This window comes from Pararhodobacter sp. (assembly GCF_034676545.1).
In the GTDB taxonomy this organism is placed as follows: domain Bacteria; phylum Pseudomonadota; class Alphaproteobacteria; order Rhodobacterales; family Rhodobacteraceae; genus Pararhodobacter.
Window position 1 is genome coordinate 2,493,496 of sequence record NZ_JAUCBZ010000015.1, and the last position, 24,153, is coordinate 2,517,648.

The 24,153-nt window shown below is 59.9% G+C and carries 24 protein-coding genes; 10 read left to right on the forward strand and 14 right to left on the reverse strand.

Annotation, left to right across the window (positions count from 1 at the left end):
* Positions 1-48 precede the first annotated feature (48 nt).
* The 3 genes from VDQ28_RS15755 (at position 49) to VDQ28_RS15765 (ending at position 3,483) form a co-directional block, all read left to right on the forward strand.
* The gene (locus VDQ28_RS15755) at positions 49-807 is read left to right on the forward strand and encodes an RNA methyltransferase (protein WP_323038145.1); all 759 of its coding nucleotides are present in this window, start codon (positions 49-51) and stop codon (positions 805-807) included.
* A 62-nt stretch (positions 808-869) separates the two neighbouring features.
* Positions 870-2,006 carry a heme A synthase gene (ctaA, locus tag VDQ28_RS15760; protein ID WP_323036832.1) on the forward strand — a complete coding sequence of 379 codons (1,137 nt, stop codon included), beginning with the start codon at positions 870-872 and terminating at the stop codon, positions 2,004-2,006.
* 4 nt (positions 2,007-2,010) lie between these two features.
* Positions 2,011-3,483 carry a carboxypeptidase M32 gene (locus tag VDQ28_RS15765; RefSeq protein ID WP_323036833.1) on the forward strand — a complete coding sequence of 491 codons (1,473 nt, stop codon included), beginning with the start codon at positions 2,011-2,013 and terminating at the stop codon, positions 3,481-3,483.
* 95 nt (positions 3,484-3,578) lie between these two features.
* Here the strand turns inward: VDQ28_RS15765 and pgl are convergent, their stop codons facing one another.
* The 5 genes from pgl to VDQ28_RS15790 form a co-directional block, all read right to left on the reverse strand.
* On the reverse strand, positions 3,579-4,250 hold the full coding sequence (pgl, locus tag VDQ28_RS15770) for a 6-phosphogluconolactonase (protein ID WP_323036834.1): 672 nt from the start codon (positions 4,248-4,250) through the stop codon (positions 3,579-3,581).
* Positions 4,250-5,698, reverse strand: coding sequence for a glucose-6-phosphate dehydrogenase (zwf, locus tag VDQ28_RS15775; protein WP_323038146.1), 1,449 nt, complete (start codon positions 5,696-5,698; stop codon positions 4,250-4,252). Before zwf ends, pgl begins: the two co-directional genes overlap by 1 nt.
* Positions 5,699-5,812: 114 nt before the next feature.
* A complete protein-coding gene (locus tag VDQ28_RS15780) occupies positions 5,813-6,397 on the reverse strand; it encodes an HNH endonuclease (RefSeq protein ID WP_323036835.1) in 585 nt (194 codons plus the stop codon).
* A gap of 113 nt (positions 6,398-6,510) precedes the next feature.
* On the reverse strand, positions 6,511-7,176 hold the full coding sequence (locus tag VDQ28_RS15785) for an alpha/beta hydrolase (protein ID WP_323036836.1): 666 nt from the start codon (positions 7,174-7,176) through the stop codon (positions 6,511-6,513).
* 11 nt (positions 7,177-7,187) lie between these two features.
* On the reverse strand, positions 7,188-7,820 hold the full coding sequence (locus VDQ28_RS15790; protein WP_323036837.1) for a DNA-3-methyladenine glycosylase 2 family protein: 633 nt from the start codon (positions 7,818-7,820) through the stop codon (positions 7,188-7,190).
* Between the two features lie 170 nt (positions 7,821-7,990).
* Between VDQ28_RS15790 and pgi the strand changes: the two genes are divergently transcribed.
* The gene (pgi, locus tag VDQ28_RS15795) at positions 7,991-9,613 is read left to right on the forward strand and encodes a glucose-6-phosphate isomerase (protein ID WP_323036838.1); all 1,623 of its coding nucleotides are present in this window, start codon (positions 7,991-7,993) and stop codon (positions 9,611-9,613) included.
* Between the two features lie 37 nt (positions 9,614-9,650).
* Here the strand turns inward: pgi and VDQ28_RS15800 are convergent, their stop codons facing one another.
* Positions 9,651-10,487 carry an alkaline phosphatase family protein gene (locus tag VDQ28_RS15800; RefSeq protein ID WP_323036839.1) on the reverse strand — a complete coding sequence of 279 codons (837 nt, stop codon included), beginning with the start codon at positions 10,485-10,487 and terminating at the stop codon, positions 9,651-9,653.
* Between the two features lie 160 nt (positions 10,488-10,647).
* On the opposite strand from VDQ28_RS15800, the gene betC reads away from it, so the two are divergent.
* On the forward strand, positions 10,648-12,153 hold the full coding sequence (gene betC, locus VDQ28_RS15805) for a choline-sulfatase (protein WP_323036840.1): 1,506 nt from the start codon (positions 10,648-10,650) through the stop codon (positions 12,151-12,153).
* Positions 12,154-12,156: 3 nt separating this feature from the next.
* Here betC and VDQ28_RS15810 read toward each other — a convergent pair whose 3' ends face one another.
* Together VDQ28_RS15810 and VDQ28_RS15815 are read right to left on the reverse strand one after the other, a co-directional pair.
* Complete coding sequence (locus VDQ28_RS15810) at positions 12,157-12,366, reverse strand: hypothetical protein (protein WP_323036841.1); 210 nt, start codon at positions 12,364-12,366, stop codon at positions 12,157-12,159.
* A 465-nt stretch (positions 12,367-12,831) separates the two neighbouring features.
* Entirely contained in the window at positions 12,832-15,327 is a 2,496-nt protein-coding gene (locus tag VDQ28_RS15815) for a DUF2339 domain-containing protein (protein ID WP_323036842.1), read from the reverse strand.
* Between the two features lie 200 nt (positions 15,328-15,527).
* Between VDQ28_RS15815 and rpe the strand changes: the two genes are divergently transcribed.
* Positions 15,528-16,229: a ribulose-phosphate 3-epimerase gene (gene rpe / locus VDQ28_RS15820; RefSeq protein ID WP_323036843.1), complete on the forward strand. Its 702-nt coding sequence runs from the start codon at positions 15,528-15,530 to the stop codon at positions 16,227-16,229.
* A 232-nt stretch (positions 16,230-16,461) separates the two neighbouring features.
* Here rpe and VDQ28_RS15825 read toward each other — a convergent pair whose 3' ends face one another.
* The 6 genes from VDQ28_RS15825 to VDQ28_RS15845 all read right to left on the reverse strand — a co-directional run bounded on the left by VDQ28_RS15825 (position 16,462) and on the right by VDQ28_RS15845 (position 20,874).
* Positions 16,462-17,250 (reverse strand): helix-turn-helix transcriptional regulator, encoded by a 789-nt coding sequence (locus VDQ28_RS15825; RefSeq protein ID WP_323036844.1) that lies wholly within the window; start codon positions 17,248-17,250, stop codon positions 16,462-16,464.
* Positions 17,251-17,634: 384 nt separating this feature from the next.
* Positions 17,635-18,531, reverse strand: coding sequence for a translation elongation factor Ts (gene tsf / locus VDQ28_RS15830; RefSeq protein WP_323036845.1), 897 nt, complete (start codon positions 18,529-18,531; stop codon positions 17,635-17,637).
* 76 nt (positions 18,532-18,607) lie between these two features.
* Complete coding sequence (gene rpsB / locus VDQ28_RS15835) at positions 18,608-19,384, reverse strand: 30S ribosomal protein S2 (protein ID WP_323036846.1); 777 nt, start codon at positions 19,382-19,384, stop codon at positions 18,608-18,610.
* A 190-nt stretch (positions 19,385-19,574) separates the two neighbouring features.
* Entirely contained in the window at positions 19,575-19,727 is a 153-nt protein-coding gene (locus VDQ28_RS15840) for a hypothetical protein (RefSeq protein ID WP_323036847.1), read from the reverse strand.
* A complete protein-coding gene (locus VDQ28_RS22650) occupies positions 19,672-20,334 on the reverse strand; it encodes a GNAT family N-acyltransferase (RefSeq protein ID WP_416349397.1) in 663 nt (220 codons plus the stop codon). Before VDQ28_RS22650 ends, VDQ28_RS15840 begins: the two co-directional genes overlap by 56 nt.
* 60 nt (positions 20,335-20,394) lie before the next feature.
* On the reverse strand, positions 20,395-20,874 hold the full coding sequence (locus VDQ28_RS15845) for an outer membrane protein assembly factor BamE (protein ID WP_323036848.1): 480 nt from the start codon (positions 20,872-20,874) through the stop codon (positions 20,395-20,397).
* A gap of 200 nt (positions 20,875-21,074) precedes the next feature.
* Between VDQ28_RS15845 and VDQ28_RS15850 the strand changes: the two genes are divergently transcribed.
* From VDQ28_RS15850 to VDQ28_RS15865, 4 genes are all read left to right on the forward strand, one after another.
* Positions 21,075-21,623 carry a DUF177 domain-containing protein gene (locus VDQ28_RS15850; protein ID WP_323036849.1) on the forward strand — a complete coding sequence of 183 codons (549 nt, stop codon included), beginning with the start codon at positions 21,075-21,077 and terminating at the stop codon, positions 21,621-21,623.
* A 170-nt stretch (positions 21,624-21,793) separates the two neighbouring features.
* Positions 21,794-22,000 carry a 50S ribosomal protein L32 gene (rpmF, locus tag VDQ28_RS15855; RefSeq protein WP_323036850.1) on the forward strand — a complete coding sequence of 69 codons (207 nt, stop codon included), beginning with the start codon at positions 21,794-21,796 and terminating at the stop codon, positions 21,998-22,000.
* Between the two features lie 23 nt (positions 22,001-22,023).
* Entirely contained in the window at positions 22,024-23,139 is a 1,116-nt protein-coding gene (gene plsX, locus VDQ28_RS15860; protein ID WP_323036851.1) for a phosphate acyltransferase PlsX, read from the forward strand.
* Positions 23,136-24,122 (forward strand): beta-ketoacyl-ACP synthase III, encoded by a 987-nt coding sequence (locus tag VDQ28_RS15865; protein WP_323036852.1) that lies wholly within the window; start codon positions 23,136-23,138, stop codon positions 24,120-24,122. Before plsX ends, VDQ28_RS15865 begins: the two co-directional genes overlap by 4 nt.
* Positions 24,123-24,153 lie beyond the last annotated feature (31 nt).

A 24,153-nucleotide genomic window follows, 5' to 3' on the forward strand; every position in this document is an offset into this window, starting at 1 on the left:
AGCCCCGACATCTTGCGCAGCACCCTGCCACAGGCTATGCGCGCGGCTATGGGATCGACGATACGAGAGCTTTCAACCGAGCAGGGCAGTTCGCCTTTCGTTGTGCTGGTGCGCCCGCAAATGGGCGAGAACATCGGCGCAGCTGCGCGTGCCATGCTCAATTTCGGCCTTGAACACATGCGACTGGTGGCCCCTCGGGATGGATGGCCAAATTCCTCTGCGACGGCGTTGGCGTCAGGGGCCAGTGGCGTGCTGGATCATGCCGGGGTGTTTCCGGATCTGGGCGCGGCCTTGGCGGATTGCGACTATGTCTATGCCACGACGGCACGCTCGCGGGATTTGGTCAAACCGGTGTTGACGCCCGAGACGGCCATGGCCGAAGCCCGCGCCATGATCGCCAGCGGCAAGAAGGTCGCGGTATTGTTCGGCCCGGAACGCGCGGGGCTTGAGAATGACGATGTGTCCCACGCAAACGCGATCATCACGGTTCCGGTCAATGCCGAGTTTTATTCGCTGAACCTCGCGCAATGCGTGCTGCTCACCGCCTATGAATTTGCGCGGCTTGGCAGTGACGCGCCCGGGATGCGGCTGGAACTGGCCGGGGCCGATATGGCCACCGGCATCGAGGTGCAAAAGCTGGGCGATCATTTCGAGGAAAAGCTGGAGGCGGCGGGGTTCTTTCATCCCCCCGACAAAGCGCCCGTGATGAAACTGTTCTTGCGCAATATGTATACCCGCTGGTCACTGACGCGCGGCGAAGTGCAGGCCCTGCACGGGATCTTGCGGAAACTTGTGCGCCGGGACTGAAACACAAGCCCTTGAAGCTGTTTGGCCCCGGCTCTAGCTTGGCGCTGACACAGGAGTGACGCATGGCCAAACGCCCGATTTTCGAAGACGTCGCCGCACCGCCGGCGGGAAAACCAACGCCATTGCCCCCACGCGGCATCGAGGCGCCGTCAGGCGCGCGCCGGGCAATTCAGGCGTGGCTGTGGGTCTTGTTCGCGATGGTCATGGCGATGATCGCGGTCGGGGGGCTGACACGGTTGACCGGCTCGGGCCTGTCGATCACCGAATGGGCACCGTTGCGTGGTGCCCTTCCGCCGATGAATGCCGCCGACTGGCAGGCAGAATTCGAGCGCTACCGCCAGATCGACCAATACCGGCTGGTCAATGAGGGGATGAGCCTGGGCGAGTTTCAGGTCATCTATTGGTGGGAATGGTCGCATCGGCAATTGGGCCGCCTGATGGGGGTTGTGTGGGCCGTGGGGTTCCTTTGGTTCTGGTTGCGCAAACAAATCCCTTCTGGCTGGACCGTACGCCTGTTGATCCCCGGCCTGTTGGGCGGTCTTCAGGGCGCAATCGGCTGGTGGATGGTGCATTCCGGGTTGCAAGACGGCATGGTTGCGGTGGCGTCCTATCGTTTGGCGACGCATCTGGGACTGGCTTTCGTGATCCTTGGCGTGCTGGCCTGGTACGCGTTGATGCTGGGCCGCAGCGCCAGCGCCTTGATGAAAGCCCGCCGATCGCGAGAGGCAAAGCTGTTCTCGATGTCCACAGGCCTGATGCATTTTGCCTTTCTGCAGATCATTCTGGGCGCGTTGGTGGCCGGCATCGACGCGGGACGGGGCTATACCGATTGGCCTTTGATGGCCGGGAGTTTCCTGCCGCCGGCGATGTTCGAGCTGGAACCCGTGTGGCGCAATTTCTTCGAAAACGACGGCACGGTGCAATTCATCCACCGGATGTCTGGCTATTTGCTGGCAATTTTCGCCGTCGTCGTCTGGATGCGCGGGCGCCGCAGCGCCTTTGCCCAGACCCGCCGGGCATTCCAGTGGGTTCTGGTCGCGATGCTGGGTCAGATCGTGCTGGGGATCGTGACCGTGATGCACGGGGCACCGGTGTATCTGGGCATTTCACATCAATTCATGGCGGTGCTCTTGTGGGTCTTGATCCTGCGCGCGCGGCTTTTGGCGCAGTATCCGCTGGGCGGCACAATTCGGGGATAAACCCATGACAGCCTTTCAAAATATCGTCGAGCACGAGCATGGCACCTGGGCTTTGGCGCAGGTTATGGGCCGGTTGGGCTGGGATCAGGAAACCACCATGCCCCGGGGCGCTGCGGTGCAACGCTCCGAGGAAATGGCGGCGCTGGAGACGGTGCTGCACGCGCGGCGCACCGATCCGCGTTTGGGCGATTGGCTGACGCAGGCCGAGGCCCCGGACGCCACGGGCAAGGCGATCTTGCGCCATGCGAAACGCTCGTTCGAGCGCAACACGCGGGTTCCCGCAAAATTGGCGGCAGAGTTGGCGCGCGTGACCTCGGTCGCGCAGGGCATTTGGGCCGAGGCGCGAGCGCGTGATGATGTGCCGCATTTCCTGCCAACCTTGAACCAGGTCATTGCGCTGCGCCGCGAGGAAGCCTCGGCTTTGGCGGATGGCGGTTCGCTTTATGACGCGCTGCTGGCTGATTATGAGCCGGGCATGACGGGCCATGAGATCGGTGCGATGTTCGACCGGATGCGCCCGCGACTGGTGGCCTTGCGCGAAAAGGTTCTGGGTGCCGATCGGCAACCAGCGATGCTGACGGGGAGCTTTGGTCACGACGGGCAAATGCGCCTGTCACGGCGCTTGGCCGAGACTTTTGGTTACGATTTCACGCGAGGGCGGCTGGATCTGGCGGTGCACCCGTTCTCATCGGGATCCGGGTCGGATGTGCGCATCACAACGCGGGTTTCCGAGGATGATCCCTTCAATTGCCTTTATTCGACGATCCATGAAGTCGGCCACGCATGTTATGAGCAGGGGATTGATCAGGCCTATGCGTTTTCACCGCTGGCAAATGGCGTCTCGATGGGGGTCCACGAGAGCCAGAGCCGGATTTATGAAAACCAGCTCGGGCGGTCGCGTGCCTTTACGGGGTGGCTGTTTGACCGGATGCGCGAGGAGTTCGGGGACCTGGGTGCCAAGAACGCCGAGCAATTTTACGGCGCGGTGAACCGGGTCAGTGCCGGGTATATCCGCACCGAATCGGATGAAGTGCAGTACAATCTGCACATCATGCTGCGGTTCGATCTGGAGCGCGCGTTGATCTCTGGCGATTTGCAACCCGGTGATCTGGAAGCGGCGTGGAACGACCGGTTCCTGTCGGATTTCGGGGTGGCTGTAGACCGGCCATCCAACGGGATGCTGCAAGACGTGCATTGGTCGGTGGGTCTGTTTGGCTATTTCCCGACCTATGCCCTGGGCAATGTCTATGCCGGATGCCTGATGAAAGCCCTGCGTCGGGATTTGCCCAAAGTGGATGATGACCTGGCGGCCGGGAATTTGACTGCCGCGACGGGCTGGTTGCGCAATGGGGTGCAGCGTCACGGCGGATTGATGGAGCCGCGCGACACGATCGCGCAGGCTTGTGGTTTCGAGCCGGATGAAGAGCCGTTGCTGGCGTATCTGGAGGCGAAGTTCAGTGACCTTTACGCGGTTTGAACCGCCACAGGATTGAACGGGGGAGGCCGGTTCTCAGGGGCATCGAGCCCCTTCGAACCGGCGCGACGAGCGCGCGGTTGGCGCTTGCTGACCGCTCAAGGCGCCCAGTGCACCGACGCATCGCCCAAAAGCGCAGCGATCGGGGCGTCTATCGGCTTCATTTTCGCGGCCTTGTGGATGGCCACGTTCTTCTCGTCGCCGGTGATCAGCACATGAACCGCATAGGCATCGCGCAAGACGCGCGCCGACAGGGTGATCCGGGGTTCCGCCGCGCCCGGGGCCGTGATCGGCACCGCAACCGGTGCGTCCTCGGCCAGGGCGCGTTCCAGCATGTCCGCCCCCGGAAACAGCGAGGCCGTGTGCATGTCAGCCCCCATGCCGACGATGGCGACGTCAATCGGCAGGAGAGGCTCGATATCGGCGATAAGATCGGCGATCGCGTCTTGAGGCGTGGGCTGGTCGCGCCAAAGCGGGATCAGGCGTGCCGCTGCCGCCTTGCCGCGTAGCAGTCGCGACCGGATTTGTGCCGAATTCGAGCGGGGATGATCCTCGGACACCCAGCGTTCATCACCGGGGATGATATCGACGCGCTCCCATTCCAGATCCGAGGCGGCCAGCAGGTCGAAGATCGGACCAGGTGTGGAACCGCCGGGCACCGAAAACAGCACCCTGTCGCGTCGCTCCAGGGCATTGCGCAGGTCCCGCGACACCAGTCGCGCCACCTGCAACATCATCATATCCGTGTCAGCATAGTCGATAAAATTCATTAACGTATCTCGCGCCACCGTCGCCCATCGCGATGCAACAGCATAAGCGCATCTTCCGGGCCCGACGACCCCGGATCATAGGTCTTGGGCTGGTCGGCGGAATTTTGCCACTCGGCAATGATGGGATCGGTCCAGGCCCAGGCCGCCTCGACCTCGTCGCCGCGCATGAACAGCGTTTGGTTGCCGCGGATCACATCCATGATCAAGCGTTCATACGCGTCCGGAATATGCGTGTCTTCGCCCAGAGCATCGGCAAAGGACATATCCAGTGCCACATCCTTGAGACGCATCCCGCCGGGACCGGGTTCCTTGATCATCACGCGCAACGTCATGCCTTCATCGGGTTGCAACCGGATGACCAGCACATTCGCGCGCCACGGCGCACCTTCGCCAAAAATCGAGTGGGGCGGATCGCGGAAAGTGACGGCGATTTCCGACGCGCGGGCACGCAACCGTTTGCCGGTGCGTAGGTAGAACGGTGTCCCTTTCCAGCGCCAGTTCGAAATGCCCACTTTGAGCGCGACATAGCTCTCGGTCTGCGAATCCGGGGATTCGACCTCGGTCAAATAAGAGGCCGCCTCGGCGCTCGAGGTATATTGTCCGCGCACCAGATCCTTGGGTGGAACTGGATCCAACGCGTTGATGACCTTCAGCTTTTCATCCCGAACTGCGTCAGGCTCGAACCGATAGGGCGGCTCCATCGCGATCAGGCACAACAGTTGCATCATATGGTTCTGCACCATATCGCGCATGGCACCCGATTTATCGTAATAGGGTCCGCGCCCGCCAACACCAACCGTTTCCGCAACCGTTATTTGAACGTGATCGACAAACCGCGCATTCCACAACGGTTCAAAAAGGATATTGGCAAACCGTACCGCCATCAGGTTCTGCACGGTTTCCTTGCCCAGGTAATGGTCAATTCGATAAACCTGAGTTTCACTGAAATGGGCGGCGAGCGTCTGGTTCAAGGCGCGCGCAGTTTCCAGATCATTGCCAAAGGGTTTTTCGACAACGATGCGCGTTTCCGTGGATACCAGTCCAAAATTGCCCAATTGCGTGGCCAAGGGCCCAAACAGCGACGGGCCAACCGAAAAATAGAACGCGCGCACGACACCGTCGCGCAGTTTTTCGCTGAGTTCTGGCCAGCCTTCGTCGCTGGTGGCGTCGATTGCGACATAATCGAGCACGTCCAGAAATGCCGTTCGTGCCTCGGCGTCGAGGGTCGGCGTCTCCATGAACTCGTCAAAGGCCTCACTGATCATGGTTTGAAATTCGGCACGCGTCATGTCGCCGCGCGCCGCCCCAATGATGCGCGCCTCGGGTGGCATCTGCCCTTCGGCAAAGCGCCTGCACAGGGCCGGCAAAATCTTTCGGCGCGCAAGGTCGCCGGTCGCACCGAAGATGACAAGGTCGAACGGATCGACTGGAATAACGCGCGAAACCATCATGGAGTCCTGCAATGTTAGCGGTAACTGGTGGCATCCACATAGTCGGAGCGCACCATCATGTCCAGAAAAAATGCCCGTGCGGCGCAGAGCCGGGCCGTGGGTGCCGCGCGATCACGCGTCGAGTTCCGCGTCCCAATAGAGATAGTCCGCCCAACTATCATGCAAATGATTTGGCGGAAACCGGCGCCCGATATCAATCAGCTTTTGTGCCGTTGGGCGGTACGGGGCTGAACGCAAACGCAACCCCGAAGCGCGCAAGGTCTTGGACCCTTTGCGCACATTGCAAGGCGCACAGGCCGCGACGACGTTCTCCCAACTCGTGACGCCACCAAGCGCACGCGGCACCACATGGTCAAAGGTCAAGTCGTGACGCGCCCCGCAATATTGGCAGGCAAATTCATCGCGCAGGAAAAGGTTGAAACGGGTAAAGGCCACGCGTTGTCTGGGTTTGACGTAATCCTTGAGGACGACAACCGAGGGGATATGGATATCGAGCCGTTGCGAGTGAACCATTTGATCGTATTCCGCAACAATATCAACGCGGTTCAACCAGACCGCCTTGATCGCCTCCTGCCACGGCCAGAGCGACAAGGGATAGTAGGACAACGGGCGATAATCGGCGTTGAGCACCAAGGCCGGAAACTGCCGCAGCGCTGCATGGTCGTGCACAAAGTCACGCCTGAAATCGCCGTCCATTGTTGGTCACACCTCGCGCCATAGCGCACCGGAACCGGTGCACGCCGACTATATCGGGCGTTTTGCACCTGACAACCCGGTAAAATGGGGCAAGATGTAGGTTTTGTGGGCGGTTATTTAGGCAGCATTTCCTGCAAGAACCCCAGCGCCAGCGACAGACCCTCGTTGTCGATCGAATGGCCCAGCCCCTGACAGACAAATCCATAAACCTCGAATCCGGCTTCTTTCAAGGCGTGATCGGCCTCGGGCAAGTGCTCGATCGGAACCATCGGATCGGCATCGCCGTGGATCAGGAACACCGGAAACTTGCTGACAACTTCGGCGGCCAAGGCGTCGGGATTCATCAGCCGACCGGAGAACCCGACCAGGGCCCCCAGCGGCTTTTCGCGGCGCGGTGCGACCTGAAGGCTCATCATCGTGCCTTGCGAGAACCCGACCAAGGCGATGGCCGAAGGCTCCAAACCCTCCTCGGCCATGACATGATCGATGAAGCCGTTGAGGTCTTGGGCGGCTTGCAACAAACCGGCCTGCGCGGATTTCTCGGACGAGCCATCCATGCGCGGGATCGAAAACCATTGATACCCGCCCGGAACGCCCGGGCACGCATTGGGCGCGTCGGGTGCATAGAATGCCGTTTTGGGCAGGTTCGGCGCCATGGGACCGGCCAGCGCCAGCAGATCGGCACCGTTCGCGCCATATCCATGGACAAAAATTACAGCCGAGGTAACAGACCCTTTTGGCGCACCCTTGCGGGCGGATTTCAGCGGGCGTACGGGCATGGAGGGTCCTTTCAAACGATGCCTTCGCGGCTCTTGGCATGATGGTAATAGTGCCACAACAGCCCGGCCGCAACCGTCCTCCAGGGGGACCAAGCCTCGGACATCTTGCGCATGGGGGCTTCGCGCGGACGGTCCGGCAAATCAAACAACAAACGCGCAGATTCCTGTAACGCCAGATCATTGGCGGCAAAGACATCGGCGCGCCCAAGGCTGAACATCACATAGACCTCGGCCGTCCAGCGACCGATTCCGGGGACGGCGGTCAGCGTTGCGATGATGTCGGAGTCGGACAGGCGGGGCAGGGCGGCAAAATCGATATGTGCCTCAGCCAGTGCACGGATATAGCGCGCCTTTTGCCGTGACAGCCCCTGTCCGCGCAGATCCTCATCCGTTGCCGCGATGATGGCGTCGGGATGGGTGTAGCCTGCCACCTCCAACCGGGTCTTGATGGCGCGTGCCGACGCCACCGAGACCTGCTGGCTGACAATCGCCCCCAACAGATCATCAAATCCCCCGGCGCGACGACGCAGGGGCGGTGGACCGCAAAGATCCAGGGCAAAGGCAAATCGGGGTTCGACATTTGCCAAATATGCGCAGCCCTCAGCCATGCACGCGTCCGATGTCAAAAGGCGAGGTTTGTTCATATCTTTTCCTGCCGGGGATTTGCCGCCGCTGCAAGCGACCAATGTTGCATGTAAGACTCACAGGCCGGATGAATCCCTCTGCATTCAGGTTTCTATTGCCTTTTTGGCTGGGCAACGTCGAGACTTCTTGGCATGAAGGGGCTCATTGAAAATGACGTGGGTTTTTCCTTATGGACGATTGGGCCGCTATACGCGCTCGGGCGCAGATCAGCTCACAGAATCGGATTGCTGATCTATTCGACGATGAAACGCGCGCCGACAGTTTTTCCGTTTCTGTGGAACTCCCCGGAACCGGCCCCGTTTTGTTCGATTATTCCAAAACGAGCATAGACGCCGAAACACGCGAGGCCTTGTTGGCGCTTGTCCAGACGAAAGGTCTGGAATCTCGCCGTGACGCCATGTTTTCGGGTGAAAAGATCAACGAGACCGAGGGGCGTGCCGTGCTGCACACGGCGCTGCGCAATTTGTCAGAGCCCGTCATCGTTGACGGCAAGGACGTCATCCCGGGTGTCCGCGCGACCCTGACCCGGATGGAGGCCTTTGCGCGTGACCTGCGCGATGGCCGGATTCGCGGAACGGGCGGACGCATCACCGATGTCGTGAACATCGGGATCGGCGGCTCCGATCTTGGCCCGGCGATGGCGGCAATTGCCTTGGCACCGTATCACGATGGTCCGCGCATCCATTTCGTCTCGAATATCGACGGCGCCCATATTGGTGACGTTTTGGAAGCGTTGAACCCGGAAACAACCTTGGTGATTGTCGCGTCCAAGACCTTTACCACCATCGAAACCATGACCAATGCCGAAACCGCAAAGGCCTGGATGGCGCGCGCGGTGGCGGAACCGACGCGTCAGTTTGTGGCGCTGTCAACTGCGCTCGACAAGACGACCGCCTTTGGCATTGATCCGGCACGGGTCTTTGGCTTTGAGGACTGGGTCGGCGGGCGTTATTCGATGTGGGGGCCCATCGGCCTGAGCCTGATGATCGCGATCGGGACCGAACATTTCGCAGCGTTCCTGTCCGGTGCCGCCGCCATGGACCAGCATTTCCGCTCGGCCCCCTTGGCGCAGAACATGCCGGTCATGCTGGCGTTGGTGGGCATCTGGCATCGTCAGGTGCTTGGCTACACGACGCGCGCGGTCTTGCCCTATGATCAGCGCCTCTCGCGGCTGCCGGCCTATTTGCAGCAGCTCGAGATGGAATCCAACGGCAAACGGGTTGCCATGGATGGCGAGGATTTGACGGTGCCCTCGGGGCCGATTGTGTTTGGCGAGCCGGGCACCAATGGACAGCACGCGTTTTACCAATTGATCCATCAAGGCACGGATATCGTGCCTTGCGAATTTTTGCTGGCGGCCAAAGGCCACGAACCCGCGTTGAGCCACCAACATCGGTTGCTGGCGGCGAATTGCCTGGCGCAGGCCGAGGCCCTGATGACCGGCCGCTCGCTGGATGAAGCCCGCGCCATGATGCAAGCTGCGGGCCTGTCCGGCGCGGAATTGGAGCGTCAGGCGCGCCACCGGGTCTTTCCCGGCAATCGCCCCTCGACCACGCTGATTTACAAGCAACTGACCCCCGCGATGCTGGGGGCGATTGTCGCGCTTTATGAGCACCGCGTCTTTGTCGAGGGCGTGGTATTGGGCATCAATTCCTTTGACCAATGGGGCGTGGAGCTTGGCAAGGAACTGGCGATGCAACTGGTCCCGATGGTCAATGGCAAAGCGCCGGTCGAGGGGCGCGACGGCTCCACGATGAACTTGATCAACACGTTGAAAGGCCTGGGATTGTAAGCGGGCAGGGCCGAACCCTGCCCATGCCGACCCTTGGCTATTTCAGGAACGACTTGGCCTTCATGGTTTCGGCAATCGGCGCGCCCAACCGCTCCAGAATTGTTGGTGCAAGTTGTAGCTGGTCCAGCAACACATCTGGCGCGGGCCCCTCGGCATCGCCAAAATAATACAACGCGAAATCCTGCTGATCGCTACCCGTGCCGCCGTGATGGCCGCGCAAGGATTGCCCGTGATCCGCCGTGACGATCACCTCATAGCCCATGTTTCGCCACGCGGGCAGAAAATTGGCCAGCATGGCATCCATCAATGCGCAAGCATGGTCCATTTGCGCGCACTCATGCCCGAACCGGTGGCCCATGCTGTCAAGCGTGCAGGTGTGCAAAATCCCATAATCCAATTTGAACCGAGCGCAGAGCGACGTCAGCGTCGCGAACAGGTCCGCATCGCAAGGCGTCGCCTGATTGACGTGATCATAACCGGTCATGGTGTGAAACCGACCGTGATTGATGCTGTCACTCTCGGGCTCATCGTATTCGATATCGCGCACCATATCGAAGGGCGCGCGGTTGAAAAACGTCGACCACCAGGAATGCGTGACGGCCCCGGTCACGCCGCCGGATTTGCGCACCTGGCTGAAAATGTCTGGCATTTGAACCCGGTGAATATGGCCGTTCGACAGCACGCCATGCACCTGCGGCGGCGTGCCGGTATGGATCGACGCGTAACACGGCCCCGACATCGAGGGCAGCGACGCCCGCATCCGCCAAACCTTGGCCTCACCCGACGCGACCCATCCTTCGAGCCCGCCGAAGTAGCGCCGCCAATTGGCATAGGGAACGCCGTCAAGAATGATCAAGAGCAGTTTGCGGGACATGTCGGAACCTTTCCTCGGAGTCTTGCCACGGTCAGACCCTATGCCGCGCTGTTTGGCTTGACCAGAGGGCCAGTTTCGGCATGACATGTCGCAAAGGCGAATGCAGGCACCCGGTCCCCGGTGCATTGTTGACACCGAAACACCAGATCCAAGGCATTCCATGACCGCTCCGAATATTCTGATCCTGATGGTCGACCAACTGACCGGAACCTTGTTCGAAGACGGGCCCGCGCCCTTTTTGCACGCGCCCAATCTCAGGGCCTTGGCGGCACGCTCCAAACGGTTTTCGCGGGCCTATTGCGCCAGTCCTCTGTGTTCGCCATCCCGCGCGAGTTTCATGGCCGGACAATTGCCGCGTCGTACGGGTGTTTACGACAACGCCGCCAATTTCGCCTCCGATATTCCGTGTTTCACCCATCATTTGCGGCGCGCGGGCTATCAGACCTGCCTCTCGGGAAAGATGCATTTTGCCGGGCCCGACCAGTTGCACGGCTTTGAGGAACGGCTGACAACCGATATCTATCCGTCCGATTTTGGCTGGACCCCGGATTATCGCAAGCCGGGCGAGCGGATTGATTGGTGGTATCACAATCTGGGATCGGTGACGGGGGCAGGGGTCGCGGAAATCACCAATCAACTGGAATTTGACGACGACACAGCACATCTCGCGTGCCAAAAGCTCTATGATCTGTCGCGTGGACATGACCCGCGACCATGGTGCCTGACGGTCAGCTTCACGCATCCGCACGATCCCTTCGTTGCGCGCCGTAAGTATTGGGATTTGTACGAGAATTGCCCAGAACTGGAACCCGCGGAACGCGTCGCTTATGACGCGCAGGATGCACATTCCAAACGTTTGATGGACAGCGTTGACTGGCAGAAATTCGATCTGACGAAAGAACAAGAACGCCGTGCAAGGCGCGGATATTACGCGAATATTTCATATATAGACGACAAGGTCGGCGAGGTTTTGGCAACTCTGGAGGCGTCGCGGCAAGAGGCGGTGATCCTGTTTGTATCCGACCATGGCGAAATGCTGGGCGAGCATGGATTGTGGTTCAAGATGAGTTTTTTCGAAGATTCGGCACGGGTTCCGATGATGATTTCGGTGCCTGGGATGGCGGCGGGACGTGTTGATCACCCGGTCAGCATGATCGACGTATTGCCCACGCTGGCGGATATCGCCGGGATTCCAATGGCCGAGATCACGCCCTGGACAGATGGCGAGAGTTTGTTGCAGCTCCTGCATGGCACGGGCGGACGCGGCCCCGTGCCCATGGAATATGCCGCAGAGGGTACGATTGCGCCGATGGTCGGGTTGGTCGACGGACCTTGGAAATATATCGCCAGCGCCCCCGATCCAGAGCAGCTTTTCAACCTCGAAAGCGACCCGCGCGAACGCCATAATCTTGCGTCTGATCAAGGCTTTACGCCGGTTCTTGAACGTATGCGTGGAATGGCCAGGGCGCGCTGGGATCTTGCGGCCTTTGATGCCGAAGTGCGGCAGAGTCAGGCCCGTCGCTGGGTTGTCTATGACGCGCTGCGCAAGGGCCGCTTTGAAGCCTGGGACTATGAACCGCATCGCCCGGCGTCAGAGCGCTATATGCGCAATCACATGGACCTGAATATTCTCGAGGATTCTCAAAGGTTTCCGCGCGGCGAATAGACGTCAATCAACCTCGAGCAGCCGAACATTCAAGTTTGGACACAGCGCGCTGACCTCTCGAATAACGAGTTCGGCGCGTGGCAGTCGTTGGGTCATCGCAAACAGATCCCCACGATATCCAAGCTTTTCCAGCTCCAACCCCAGATCGACGATATCCCAATCCGAGGTAATCAGGGGTCCGATGATGACGTCCGGATGGATGGTGCGGATCATGTCTTCGCTCAACATCCGTTTTTGTGTAATGATTACAGACTGCTGCCCTGGTTGAGGCCGGAGCTGTTTGAGCGACGATGGTGAATCGATCACAAGAACGGTTCGGGCATCAAGAAGAACCCGACAAACCGGAACTGGATGACTGACAAACTGAGTCTGTGCCTTTGTTTGCATTGTGCAGGCCGAACGTTATGGAGTGAACCCAAGTGAACGTGGGAACAATCTGATTTCACATACCACTCATCAAGAACCCGTATTACTCAGTAAATCATTAATATCGCGTTAATACCTGTACGGTTTTGTGGTGTTGCACAAGGGGTTGTTGCATCTGCGATTTGGGCGCCTTTGGCGCTGTGGCGCATCAGCAACCCCAAAAGCGACCACTATCGGCATCGAGTTCCAAATACAGCGCTCGTCGTGACGTGCGTTGCATGGCATTTATTTAACATAATACCGATTATCAGACTAATGGATGTCAGGCCCACGTCCCATCCGCGCCGCCACCCAGGCATTGAGCCAGGCAAGCCCCACCAAGGCACCGCCCAGCCCCAGGAATGCGCCGACGCGCATCAACCCGGTCAAGCCGGACGCGTCGATCAAGAAAGCTTTGCTTGCCGCTATCGCAATCAGGGCCAGTCCGGCAATCCTGTATTGGGTCCGTCCGACGCGGAGTGCCATGGCCAAGGCGATTGCACCCGCGATCAGCAACGCGACCGTATAGGCATAAAGCTCACCCTGCGCAAAGCCGCGCGACATGCTCATGCCCGTGCCGCCTTGCCACATATGGCGAATAACAACGCCAATCCAGTAAACAAGCAATCCGTAGCCGATGATGCGGCCAAGGCCCGCGACCCGAATGGTTGCATGGCGCAGCACCCAGATCAACGTCGCCCCTGGAAGCGCATAAGCAAGCAGCAGATCGTTCAGCAAGATCACACCCACAACGGCGTCAGCGCTCCAGCCGTTGGTCGAGAGTGGCGAAAAGTAAACCGTTGCGCCGACAATCATCGCGCCGGCTCCGGCGCCAAAGAAAAACGCCAGCACACGCCGCACAAGACCGAGCGCACGGCTATCGCGCAAGTGTTCTGCGCGACGCATTTGCACCCAGGCCAGGATGATCAAGACGCAGGCCTGAAGGCCCAGATGTGCATGAATGCTGATCGTGTCAAAGAAGAAGCGTGCGATGAGGACCGACAGGGAAATGGGAAGCATCCCCGCCAGCCCGGTTTCGACGATCACACTGGACCAATCGCGCAATTTGCCCCGCGCAAGACCCGCAGTAAGCGCCAGCGCTACGGCCGGCCCACCGATCGCGGCCAGAACGCTCAAGATGACCTCGATCGCAGTTGCGCTGCCGGATCCATCCCATCCAAGCATCCACGACAGGCCAGGATTGACGACAATGCGCCAGCCAATCGCCATTGACCCCAAGGCCAGGAACCAGCCCAGCAACGGGATGTCAAAGCGCCGATCCATGGCCGCGGCGATGATCATCAACCCCGCCAGGGCCAGTGTCAGCGCGCTGAAGCTAAGGCTCAACATCAGTGCCAGCGCGATCATGGCAAAAGCCGCCGTTGCGGATGCCCCCAGCAAAAGGCCCTGCCCGCTATCATGCTTGGCCGCCCATAACGCGACGCCAGCATAGGCCGAGGCAAGTGCCATCGCGGCCAACGACCATGTTGCCGCATCCGACCACAGGCTGAGTGACCAGAACAGTTCAAATGCGACCAGCATGGCGCCCGGATAGCCGATTCCCAGCATGGCCCAGAAATCACGCCATCCACCGATTGCCAATCGGCTGCGCCACACCATTGCCGCGCCCGCGACCACGGCCAGCGCCATGGCCGCGAACGGCAGCCATGGGCGCTCTGCCAGGATCAGAAAGACACCCGATTGCAACGTTATTCCCGCAACTGCCACGGCGGCGAGGCTTGCCAGGACAGGCAGCAGACCCTGATCGGAAAGCACCGGGGCAAAACGGGTCCAGAGAGGCACGATCATCGCCAAAACCCCGAGACTGAGAAGCAAGACGATGGTGTCTTGCACCAGAAACAGAATGGCGCTGCTCAACGCGAGTGCGAGCGCTGAAACAAGTGTCGGAGCCGACGGTCGGGCCTTGCGCCAGGTGCAGATCCTTGCGCCCTCGCCACGCGGGATCAGGACCCCGGATGGCAGCGCCATCGCCAGCAGGGCCACCAGTATGGTGAGGGCCGACAGACCAAAGGCCCCTGCCCCTGCAAACCGGATCAAGACCCCGGCAACCATTGGCGCAACCACCGCCAAGGCCGACACCCAACCCCAGCGCTTGAAACCATCGATCCCCAATCCGAAAACCGCGATCAGCCCGAAATAGGCATACAGCATGTCGCTGGGTGCGCCACCGCCGCCGATGAGAAATGGAGCGGACACTCCGGCAACGACGCCGATGGTCGCCAGCAAGGGGCCATGCACCCAGCCCAAGCCCATGGCGAAGGCCGAAACTGCGGCAAGACCCAGCAGCGCGACCGTGGGCGACAGCATGGCATAGAAGTGGAACGCGGCAAGGATCGCGGCCAAAAGCGCAACGATACCCGCGCCGGACAACGTCGAGGGCAACAGGCGCGCTGAGCTTCCCTCATCGCCCCAACGACGGCGGATGAACTCGCCACAGGCAACCAGCACTGCGCCGAGCAGCAAAGCCAAAGCGATCCGCGCCTGCGGTGACAGCAGTCCGCGCTCTATCGAGTATTGCACCAGATAGACCGCCGCCATGATCAGCGCGGCTCCGGCAACGGGATAGATCCAGTTCGCCTTGATCCAATTGAACAGCCCTCGCCACAGGGGCGATGTCTCGCGCTTGCCACGGCTCCAAGGGCTTGGCCGCTGGGTGTCTGTCTCAGCCGTTTCCGGTGCTTGCTCTGCCGGTTCTGGGGCCGTTTCTGCGGCCGGTTCTGGGGGCGCGTCCCACCCCAATGACGCCATTCGATCTTCCAGAATCGCCACACGGCGTGCCAATCGTCGAGACCTGAGAAGGCCAAGAAGCGCTATGAAACACGCAAAGGCCGCGACTAAGATCGCAAATTCGGCCGACATGCGTGTACCTCGCTTTGCAGTAGACGCCCGTGACGCTATGGCTTAGGGCAAAATCATCGTAACTTTGCCATATCCGGAGCCTCAGTGTTATGACATTCTCGCGCAACATCAAGATCGCCCCCTCGATCCTTTCAGCGGACTTCGCCGATTTCGGACGCGAGATTTATGCCATCGAAGCGCAGGGCGCTGACTGGGTCCATGTCGACGTCATGGACGGGCATTTTGTCCCCAACCTGACCTTTGGGCCGCCCGCAGTGGCCGCGTTTCGCAAACATGTGACAACGGTCATGGACGTTCATTTGATGATCGCCCCGGTCGACCCCTATATCGAGGCGTTCGCCGAGGCCGGTGCCGACATCATCACCGCCCATGTCGAGGCTGGCGCGCATAGTCACCGCACCTTGCAAGCCATTCGCGCAACTGGAAAAAAGGCAGGTATTGCCCTGAACCCCGGGACGCCTGCGGAAAGCGTGGCACATCTTCTGGATTTGACCGATCTGATCTGTGTGATGACGGTCAATCCGGGGTTTGGCGGGCAGAAATTCATTGATATGACCGCGAAGATACGCGCCTTGCGGGCGATGATCGGGGACCGGCCAATCCATATTGAGATCGACGGCGGCGTGACGCCCGAAACCGCGCCTTTGGTGGTGGCGGCAGGGGCAGATGTCCTTGTGGCAGGCTCTGCGGTGTTCAAGGGTGGCTCGGTCGGCAACCCTGCGCCGTATGGCGAGAACATCCGCGCAATTCGAACTGCTGCCGAACTGCGCACCGGGGCGTTTCTGGCCTGAAAATCCTGGATGAACGCCTGATTTGTCAGGCAGCAGACCCTACCGGTGGGGTAAAACCACACCGGTAAGCCTTGCTGCATCGGGTTGGGACTAGATACCGCAAGTTACGCGGATCCTTGCATCCCTTCGAACCGAAAACGTGGCTGGATGCAGAATGCAAAGATTACTCATCAATACATCGCATTTTAGACATGTATAAGTCGAAACGGCAGTACAGAAATCCATACCTTGTTCACGTCGAGCCCTCTCCAGAGGGTTTGAATTGTTCCAGTTTTCGGGCGCCGCTCCCGATTTCTGGCTTTCGCGACATGAACACCTGGTTGAGAAAGGCGGCCTTGACCAATGCGTGAGCGGTCGTTTCGACCCCCAATGTTTCTCGCGCCAATCGGAGATGTTTGTCTACGGTCGGAGCGGACAAACCCATGATCGTCGCAATATCCGCCGAGGTTTTTCCCTCGGCAACCCATTCCAGAACTTCTCTCTGGCGGTCCGTCAATTGGCCCCGTGGCGTGGGATAAGGCAGTGTTGACAGCTGGTTATGGGCAATTGTTGCCGCGACAAATATAAGGGTATCGTATTTCAGCAGCCATTCATCAACCTCAGCTTGGGGAACGTCAGCCGGCGCTATGAGCGCCAGAACCGCCTTGCCGCGCGTGCGCACATTCGGGAAACCGACGCAACAGCCGGAAACCAGTCCGTGGCGCTCGAAAAACTCGAGGGACGCCGGTTTTGCAACATAATCAGCCGCCAAACCACACTCGGCTGCCGATTTTGACCAGCTTGCCACGCCGACGTTGTTCAGCGCCCAATGAAATGTCAGGCTTTGCAGATAATGGCCCTCTCCAATCAATCTGGCGGACACTTCGGCGTCGAAGGTCGACAAGATCAGATAATCCTCCGGAGAGCCCAAACGCGCGCCCCATGAATCCGGGGAATAGCCAAAAATGGCATGTGCAAAGCCAAGCTCGTAAAAAAACTCGCAGGTCTTGGCCCAAACGGTTTCCTGGTCCGCGGCGGTCATGACAGCGGAGAGGTGACCCGCGAAGCCCGGCAAATCTCGCGTGAAACGCTGGGTGCCTGCGCCAGTACTCAAGCGCAAAGCGGGGTCTGGAGCGTTGTTATCAGGAGTTATGGGATGCATCGCCAAATATTCAAATATAAAAACTCATTCAAAATGTTGCAGTTTCCAGCGAGTGTCGAGTGTTTCGATAGACAGGACTGAAGATGCGCATATCCAATAGAATGGTTTATAACTTAAAATAGGATTTAGCGTGGAAAAAAGAACGACAAGGCGCAAACTGTGCCTATTGTGCAGCAATGCGGATATGCATCGGCAATCTCAATTAAGCAAAAAGGGCAGCACATTCGGTGCCGCCCTTTTTGGTAAAGACGCAATCCTGGGGGATTATTGCCCCAAGGTTTTGGCAACCTCGGCAGCGAAGTCTTCTTCCTTTTTTTCGATCCCTTCGCCAACTCCCATGCGGATGAAGCCGGTGATCTCGACGCCCGCATCTTTGGCCGCTTGTTCAACGGTCAAATCGGGGTTGATCACGAACTTCTGGCCCAGCAGCGTGACTTCTTCGAGAAACTTCTTCATCCGACCGGGGATGATGTTGTTCTGGATCACGGCTTCGGGCTTTGGCTTTGGCGCAGATGCGTTCTCTTCCAGAGCCTTTTGCGTCTGCACTTCCAGTTCGCGCTCCACGATGGCCGGGTCCAGATCGCCCTCGCCCAGCGACATTGGCGAGGTCGCCGCGATATGCATCGCGATCTGCTTGCCAATCCCGTTATCGGTGCCTTTCATCGCCACGAGAACGCCGATCTTGCCAAGCCCATCGGCCGCAGCGTTGTGCACATAGGAGGCAACCACGTCGCCCTCGATCGTGGCCATGCGGCGCAATGACAGTTTCTCGCCGATTTTGGCGATTGCCGCGGTCACCGTGTCTTCGACCGACTTGCCGTTAACCGAGGCGGCGGAAAGCCCGTCAAGATCAGAGACGCCCAAAGCCGCAGACGTGATACCATTCACCAAAGCCTGGAAATCAGCATTCTTTGCGACGAAATCGGTTTCCGAGTTCACCTCGACGGCGACGCCTTTGTTGCCATCGACAGCAACGCCGACCAAACCTTCGGCCGCGATGCGATCGGCTTTCTTGGCCGCTTTCGCCAAGCCTTTGGTGCGCAGCCAATCGACCGCCGCTTCCATGTTGCCGTCATTTTCGGTCAACGCCTTCTTGGCGTCCATCATGCCTGCGCCTGTGGTGTCGCGCAGCTCTTTCACCATTGCAGCGGTAATCGCCATGGCTCAAACTCCTTGATTGGGAATGCGGGCAGGGTTTCCCCCGCCCGTTGTCATATTGGAAACGTCAGCGCGAGGCTCAGGCCTCAGCAGCGGGTGCGTCCTCGGCGATGGTTTCTTCGGCAGGGGCCTCTTCAAGTTCGCCCAGGTCAACGCCGGCCGCACCGAGTTGTGCCGACATGCCGTCCAGCGCCGCGCGCGACACCAGATCGCAATACAGCGCGATGGCGCGTGCCGCGTCGTCGTTGCCGGGGATGACATAGTCCACGCCGTCCGGTGGGCAGTTGGTGTCGACAACCGCGATCACCGGAATGCCCAGTTTGCGGGCTTCCTGGATGGCCAGGGTCTCTTTGTTGACGTCGATGACGAACAGCAGGTCCGGCAGGCCGCCCATTTCGCGAATGCCGCCCAACGAGGCTTGCAGTTTGGTCTGCTCGCGCTCCATGCTCAGACGCTCGCGCTTGGTCAGACCTTCGGCACCATGCTCCATGGCTTCGTCGATCTTCTTCAGACGGTTGATCGACTGCGAAACGGTTTTCCAGTTGGTCAGCGTGCCACCCAGCCAGCGGTGGTTCATATAGAACTGCGCGCTTTTTTCAGCCGCGTCGGCGATTTGCTTTGCCGCTTGACGCTTGGTGCCGACGAACAGGATGCGACCGCCACGGGCGACGGTTTCGCGGACGACCTTGAGTGCCTCGTCCAGCATCGGGACGGTTTGCGTCAGGTCGAAAATGTGAATGCCGTTGCGCTGGCCGTAAATATACGGGCCCATACGCGGGTTCCAGCGCTGTGTCTGGTGACCATAGTGAACGCCAGCTTCCAAGAGCTGACGCATGGAGAATTCGGGAAGCGCCATGTCATGTTCCTTTTCCGGTTTGCGCCTGGGGTGAGACATTATAGGGCGGATGCCCAACCGGTGGACCGCGCAGGATGTCTCCCTGCTTGGCCCTGCCTCACCTGTGAAGTGCGCGCCGATTACCGCGAACCCGCCCGGTCAGCAAGTACAAACTCGGGGTTTTCGTACAATTCCGGGTGTTTTACCGCGTTCAGGGGCGCGCCATACGGGTCAACACACGCCGCCGGGCCTCGGGCATTGTCTCGATTTCGACACAGGTGAAGATGTGACAGGTGCCCAGATCCTCATCAACGACCAGATGATCCGAGACCCATCCGCCAAGCATCAGATAGAGGCGCAGCAACGGCGGTAGGTCGGCGATACTGGCAGTCGCGCCGGGTGAAACCGAGGAAAGCGCGTAGGTCCTGGCCGCTTTGATGCCCTGGCCGCCGGGGTGCGGGGCCGACAGATGCCTGCGCCAAAAACGCCAGTCCGGGGGCCAGGGCCTCGGGATCGGTGGTCGGAAACGAGGGGCAACCGATCAGACGTTTTGCGCCAGACGCCAACACCATGCGGGCCACCCCTGCCCATATGAGGCGCATCAGATCCCCGTCGTCGTGGCGTGATGAGGGCGCACGGCACAGGCGCCCCAGCTCCAGAATCGGGCCGGATATCTGCGCCATGCCGCTCAGATCATAGCTTTGTGCCGCATAGCCTTGCAAAAGGTCGGCCGGGCGTCGATGTACCGCCCAGCGAATAGTGGCGCTTGGTTCCCGCCCTGCTTGACCGACCCATAAATGATGGAACCGCGCGTCGAAGTCATCTCGATCATTGGCCATTGGCGATCCGCGAAACGAATTCGCCCGGAGCCGGAGGACCGCGCTCATATCCTCGGCGGTCGCGGGCCGCACCACCCAACCCGCTTTGGTCAACGCCGGCCCAAATCCGGCGTCATCGCAGGAATTTGACATGACGCACCGTCTTTCTTACTTCGTCGTCATGGTTCGCGCCGATCCGTCACCCTCTCGGGATCAATTGCTCAAGGATGACGATGTGAACTGGCCCAAGGTGCGGATCACCTGCCTCAGGATGCTCGGCCGTGGACCGGAATCCGTGATGCGGCGCGAAATCGGCACCACGACACCATCGGCCAGGCCAAAGCGTTCGATATTGGCCACACGGTCACGCGAATCAAAGCTGATGGCAACAACCTGACGATCGATTTCCTCGGGTGCGCTCCAGTTGCGGTGCCGCCAATCGGATTGCACATAGAACCAGCCCGAGCCCTCCATGACCCCGCCGATGCCCGGCTGACCGATCTTTTGCGCCACGGTTTCACGCGTATCTTGACCGACCTGAATCTCGGAAAGCTCCTCATCAGAAGGCGCATAGCCGTGGAATTGCAGAATTGGTGAGCAAGCAGCGATGGCAAAGACAACCAGAACAGACAACAAGCCCGTGCGCAGCCAGTGCGCGCCCTCGCTGCTTTGCTGTGTGAAACGTTCCCTCATGCCTGCCTCCTGGCTTTTGATTGCCGCGTCAGCGTGATCGAGGCCTCGCCCACGGTCAAACCTTGCGCTACAAGGCTTTGAACCCCGTACTGCCTTTGGATTGCAGAAAGAACGGCAAAGTTCAAGAATGGAACACCGTGTCGCGCGCATGGTCGCTGAACCGTGAACATCCAACCGGCCCTCAAAAGTGCAGAGAACTCATGACTGACAATGCCCCCTCCCGCGACTCCAATGATTTGACGCTATCGCTCCGCGTCGCGGATCTGCCCAATCGGGTTGGCATCACATTTCGGATGATGCCCGATGCAAAAAGCCGCGCCAAACTTGCGGAACAACTTGGTGTGCGCAAGTTGCGCAAGCTGCTGTTTGCAGGATCACTGCGTCCCGAGGGTCGCCATGATTGGCGGCTTGAGGGAATGCTTGGCGCGACGGCCGTTCAGGATTGCGTGATCACCTCGGACCCGGTGACCACCCGGATCGACGAGACGGTCGTCCGGCGTTACATTCGTCAACTGCCGGCCATCGAGGACGTCGAAGTTGAAATCCCCGAAGACGACAGCATCGAACAATTGCCGCCGATCATAGAGTTGGGGGAAGTGCTGATCGAAGCCTTGGCCCTCGCCCTGCCCGATTATCCGCGTGTCGAGGGCGCGACACTTGACGCCGAAGCACTGGGCCTTGATACCCAAGACCCGGAGCGCCGAAACCCGTTTGCCGCCCTTGCGGCGCTCAAGGATAAAGACGACTGACGCCGACGTCCCGATTCACCCTTGCAACCGTGCGAAAAACCCGTATTTTCCGCCCTTCATGCACGATAGGGCTTTCCCTGACCGCATTCGCGGTTTAAAGCCCCGGGCACATCAAGTTTCCACCGACCCGGGCTCAGATTCGTGCCCGCCGAAGATATCAGAGGTTGACCATGGCCGTTCAACAGAACCGCGTGACCCGTTCCCGTCGTAACATGCGTCGTGCGCATGATGCTCTCGTTGCGGGAAACCCGAACGAATGCTCGAGCTGCGGCGAGCTCAAGCGCCCGCACCACGTTTGCCCGTCTTGTGGGCACTACGATAGCCGCGAAGTCGTGGCGCAGGCGTCCGAAGTCGATCTGGACGACGACGCAGCCTGACGTTCGCGTCAGGCGGTACAAAGATGGATTCTTCACAGGACCATTCCCGGACCGATCCGTCGGTGGACAGTACCGCCAAGGCTCGGGTTGTCATTTCCGTTGACGCCATGGGCGGCGACCGTGGGCCCGAGGCCGTGGTCGCTGGCTGTGCCCAGTCTGCGCAGACTGACCCCGATATCAGCTTCCTCATTCATGGCAACGCGCAAGTTCTGGAGCCGTTGGTCGCCCGCCACCCCGTGTTGGCGGGACGATGCACTGTGGTCCATGCCGAAGGTGTGGTCACAATGGATGACAAGCCCAGCCATATCATGCGTCACGGCAAGGCCACGTCGATGTGGTCCACCATTGCCGCCCTGAAAAGCGGTGACGGGCATGCGGCCGTTTCCTGTGGAAACACCGGCGCGCTGATGGCGGTGTCGATGTTGCAACTGCGCCGCATGACAGGTGTCAACCGTCCGGCCATTGCCTGTTTGTGGCCCTCGCGCGGGCCGCACGGGTTCAACACGTTGCTTGACGTGGGTGCCGACATCAAGGCCGAGGCCGAGGATCTGTTGGCCTATGCAATCATGGGCGTCACCTATTTCCGAAACGGTTTCGGCGAGGCCCTGCCGCGCGTCGGCTTGTTGAACGTCGGCACCGAGGAACACAAAGGCCGCGCCGAAATCAAAGCTGCGCACGAGTTGATCTCGCAATACGCCGATATTGGCCGCTATGAATATGTCGGGTTTGTCGAAGGTGGCGATATCCCCTCGAATCGTGTGGACGTCATTGTCACCGACGGTTTCACTGGAAACATTGCGCTCAAAACCGGCGAAGGTACGGCCAAGCTGGTGGGCGATATCCTCCGCGAATTGTTCAAGTCGAGTGTTTTCGCGATGGCTGGGGCATTGCTAGCGAACCGTGCCTTGAAGCGCCTGAGCGCCCGGATTGATCCGCGCCGGGTCAATGGCGGGGTTTTTCTTGGCCTGAATGGGACCGTGGTGAAGTCGCATGGCTCTGCGGATGCGATGGGGGTTGCCGCGGCGATTGGCCTTGCCGCAAAGCTCGCGCAATCGGGCTACCATGGTCGGATGGCAGAACGGCTTGTTATTGCGGCGCAAGCCGCGCAAGATGCCGTGAAGACCGGAGAAACCGAATGACCTCGACCCCTGTGACCCGCGCCGTTGTCATCGGCTGCGGCCATTACCTTCCCGAAAATGTCGTGCCGAATGCCGCGTTTACCAAAACGCTGGATACGTCGGACGAATGGATCGTCTCGCGCTCGGGCATCGAGCGGCGCCATATGGCGGCCAAAGGTGAAAACACCTCGCATCTGGCCAGTCACGCGGCACGCGCCGCGCTGACCCACGCGGGCATCGAAGCCGACACGCTCGATGCGATCATCGTCGCCACATCAACGCCCGACATGACATTCCCTTCGGTTGCGACGATGGTTCAGTCCGACATCGAGGCCTTTTCGGCCTATGCCTTTGATGTGCAAGCGGTCTGTGCGGGCTTCGTGTATGCCTTGGCCAATGCGAACGCGCTGATCGTCTCGGGGCAAGCCAAGCGCGTGTTGGTGATCGGGGCCGAAACCTTCAGCCGTATCATGGATTGGAGCGACCGCGGAACCTGCGTCTTGTTCGGTGATGGCGCCGGCGCACTGATTCTCGAAGCCCAGGATGGGGACGGCACGGCAACCGATCGCGGGATCCTTGCGACGGATCTGAATGCCGACGGGCGCCAACGCGATGTCCTCTATGTGGATGGTGGCGTTTCCAGCACGGGCACCGCAGGGTTCCTGCGCATGCAGGGCAAAGAAGTCTTTCGCCATGCCATTGAAAAACTTGCACAAACCGCCGAGACGGCCCTGACAAAGGCAGGTCTTGAATCAGACCAGATCGACTGGATCGTTCCGCATCAGGCCAATCTGCGGATCATCCAGGGCACCGCCAAAAAGCTGGGCCTGACAATGGATAGGGTCATTGTGACCGTGCAGGATCACGGCAATACCTCTGCGGCCTCGATCCCGTTGGCCCTGTCGGTCGGCGTCGAACGCGGTCAGATAAAGCGCGGCGACCTGATTGTGACCGAAGCGATTGGCGGCGGATTGGCCTGGGGCGCGGTGGTTTTGCGCTGGTAGGCCGGTTGCCGGTGAAATTCCAGGATTAATG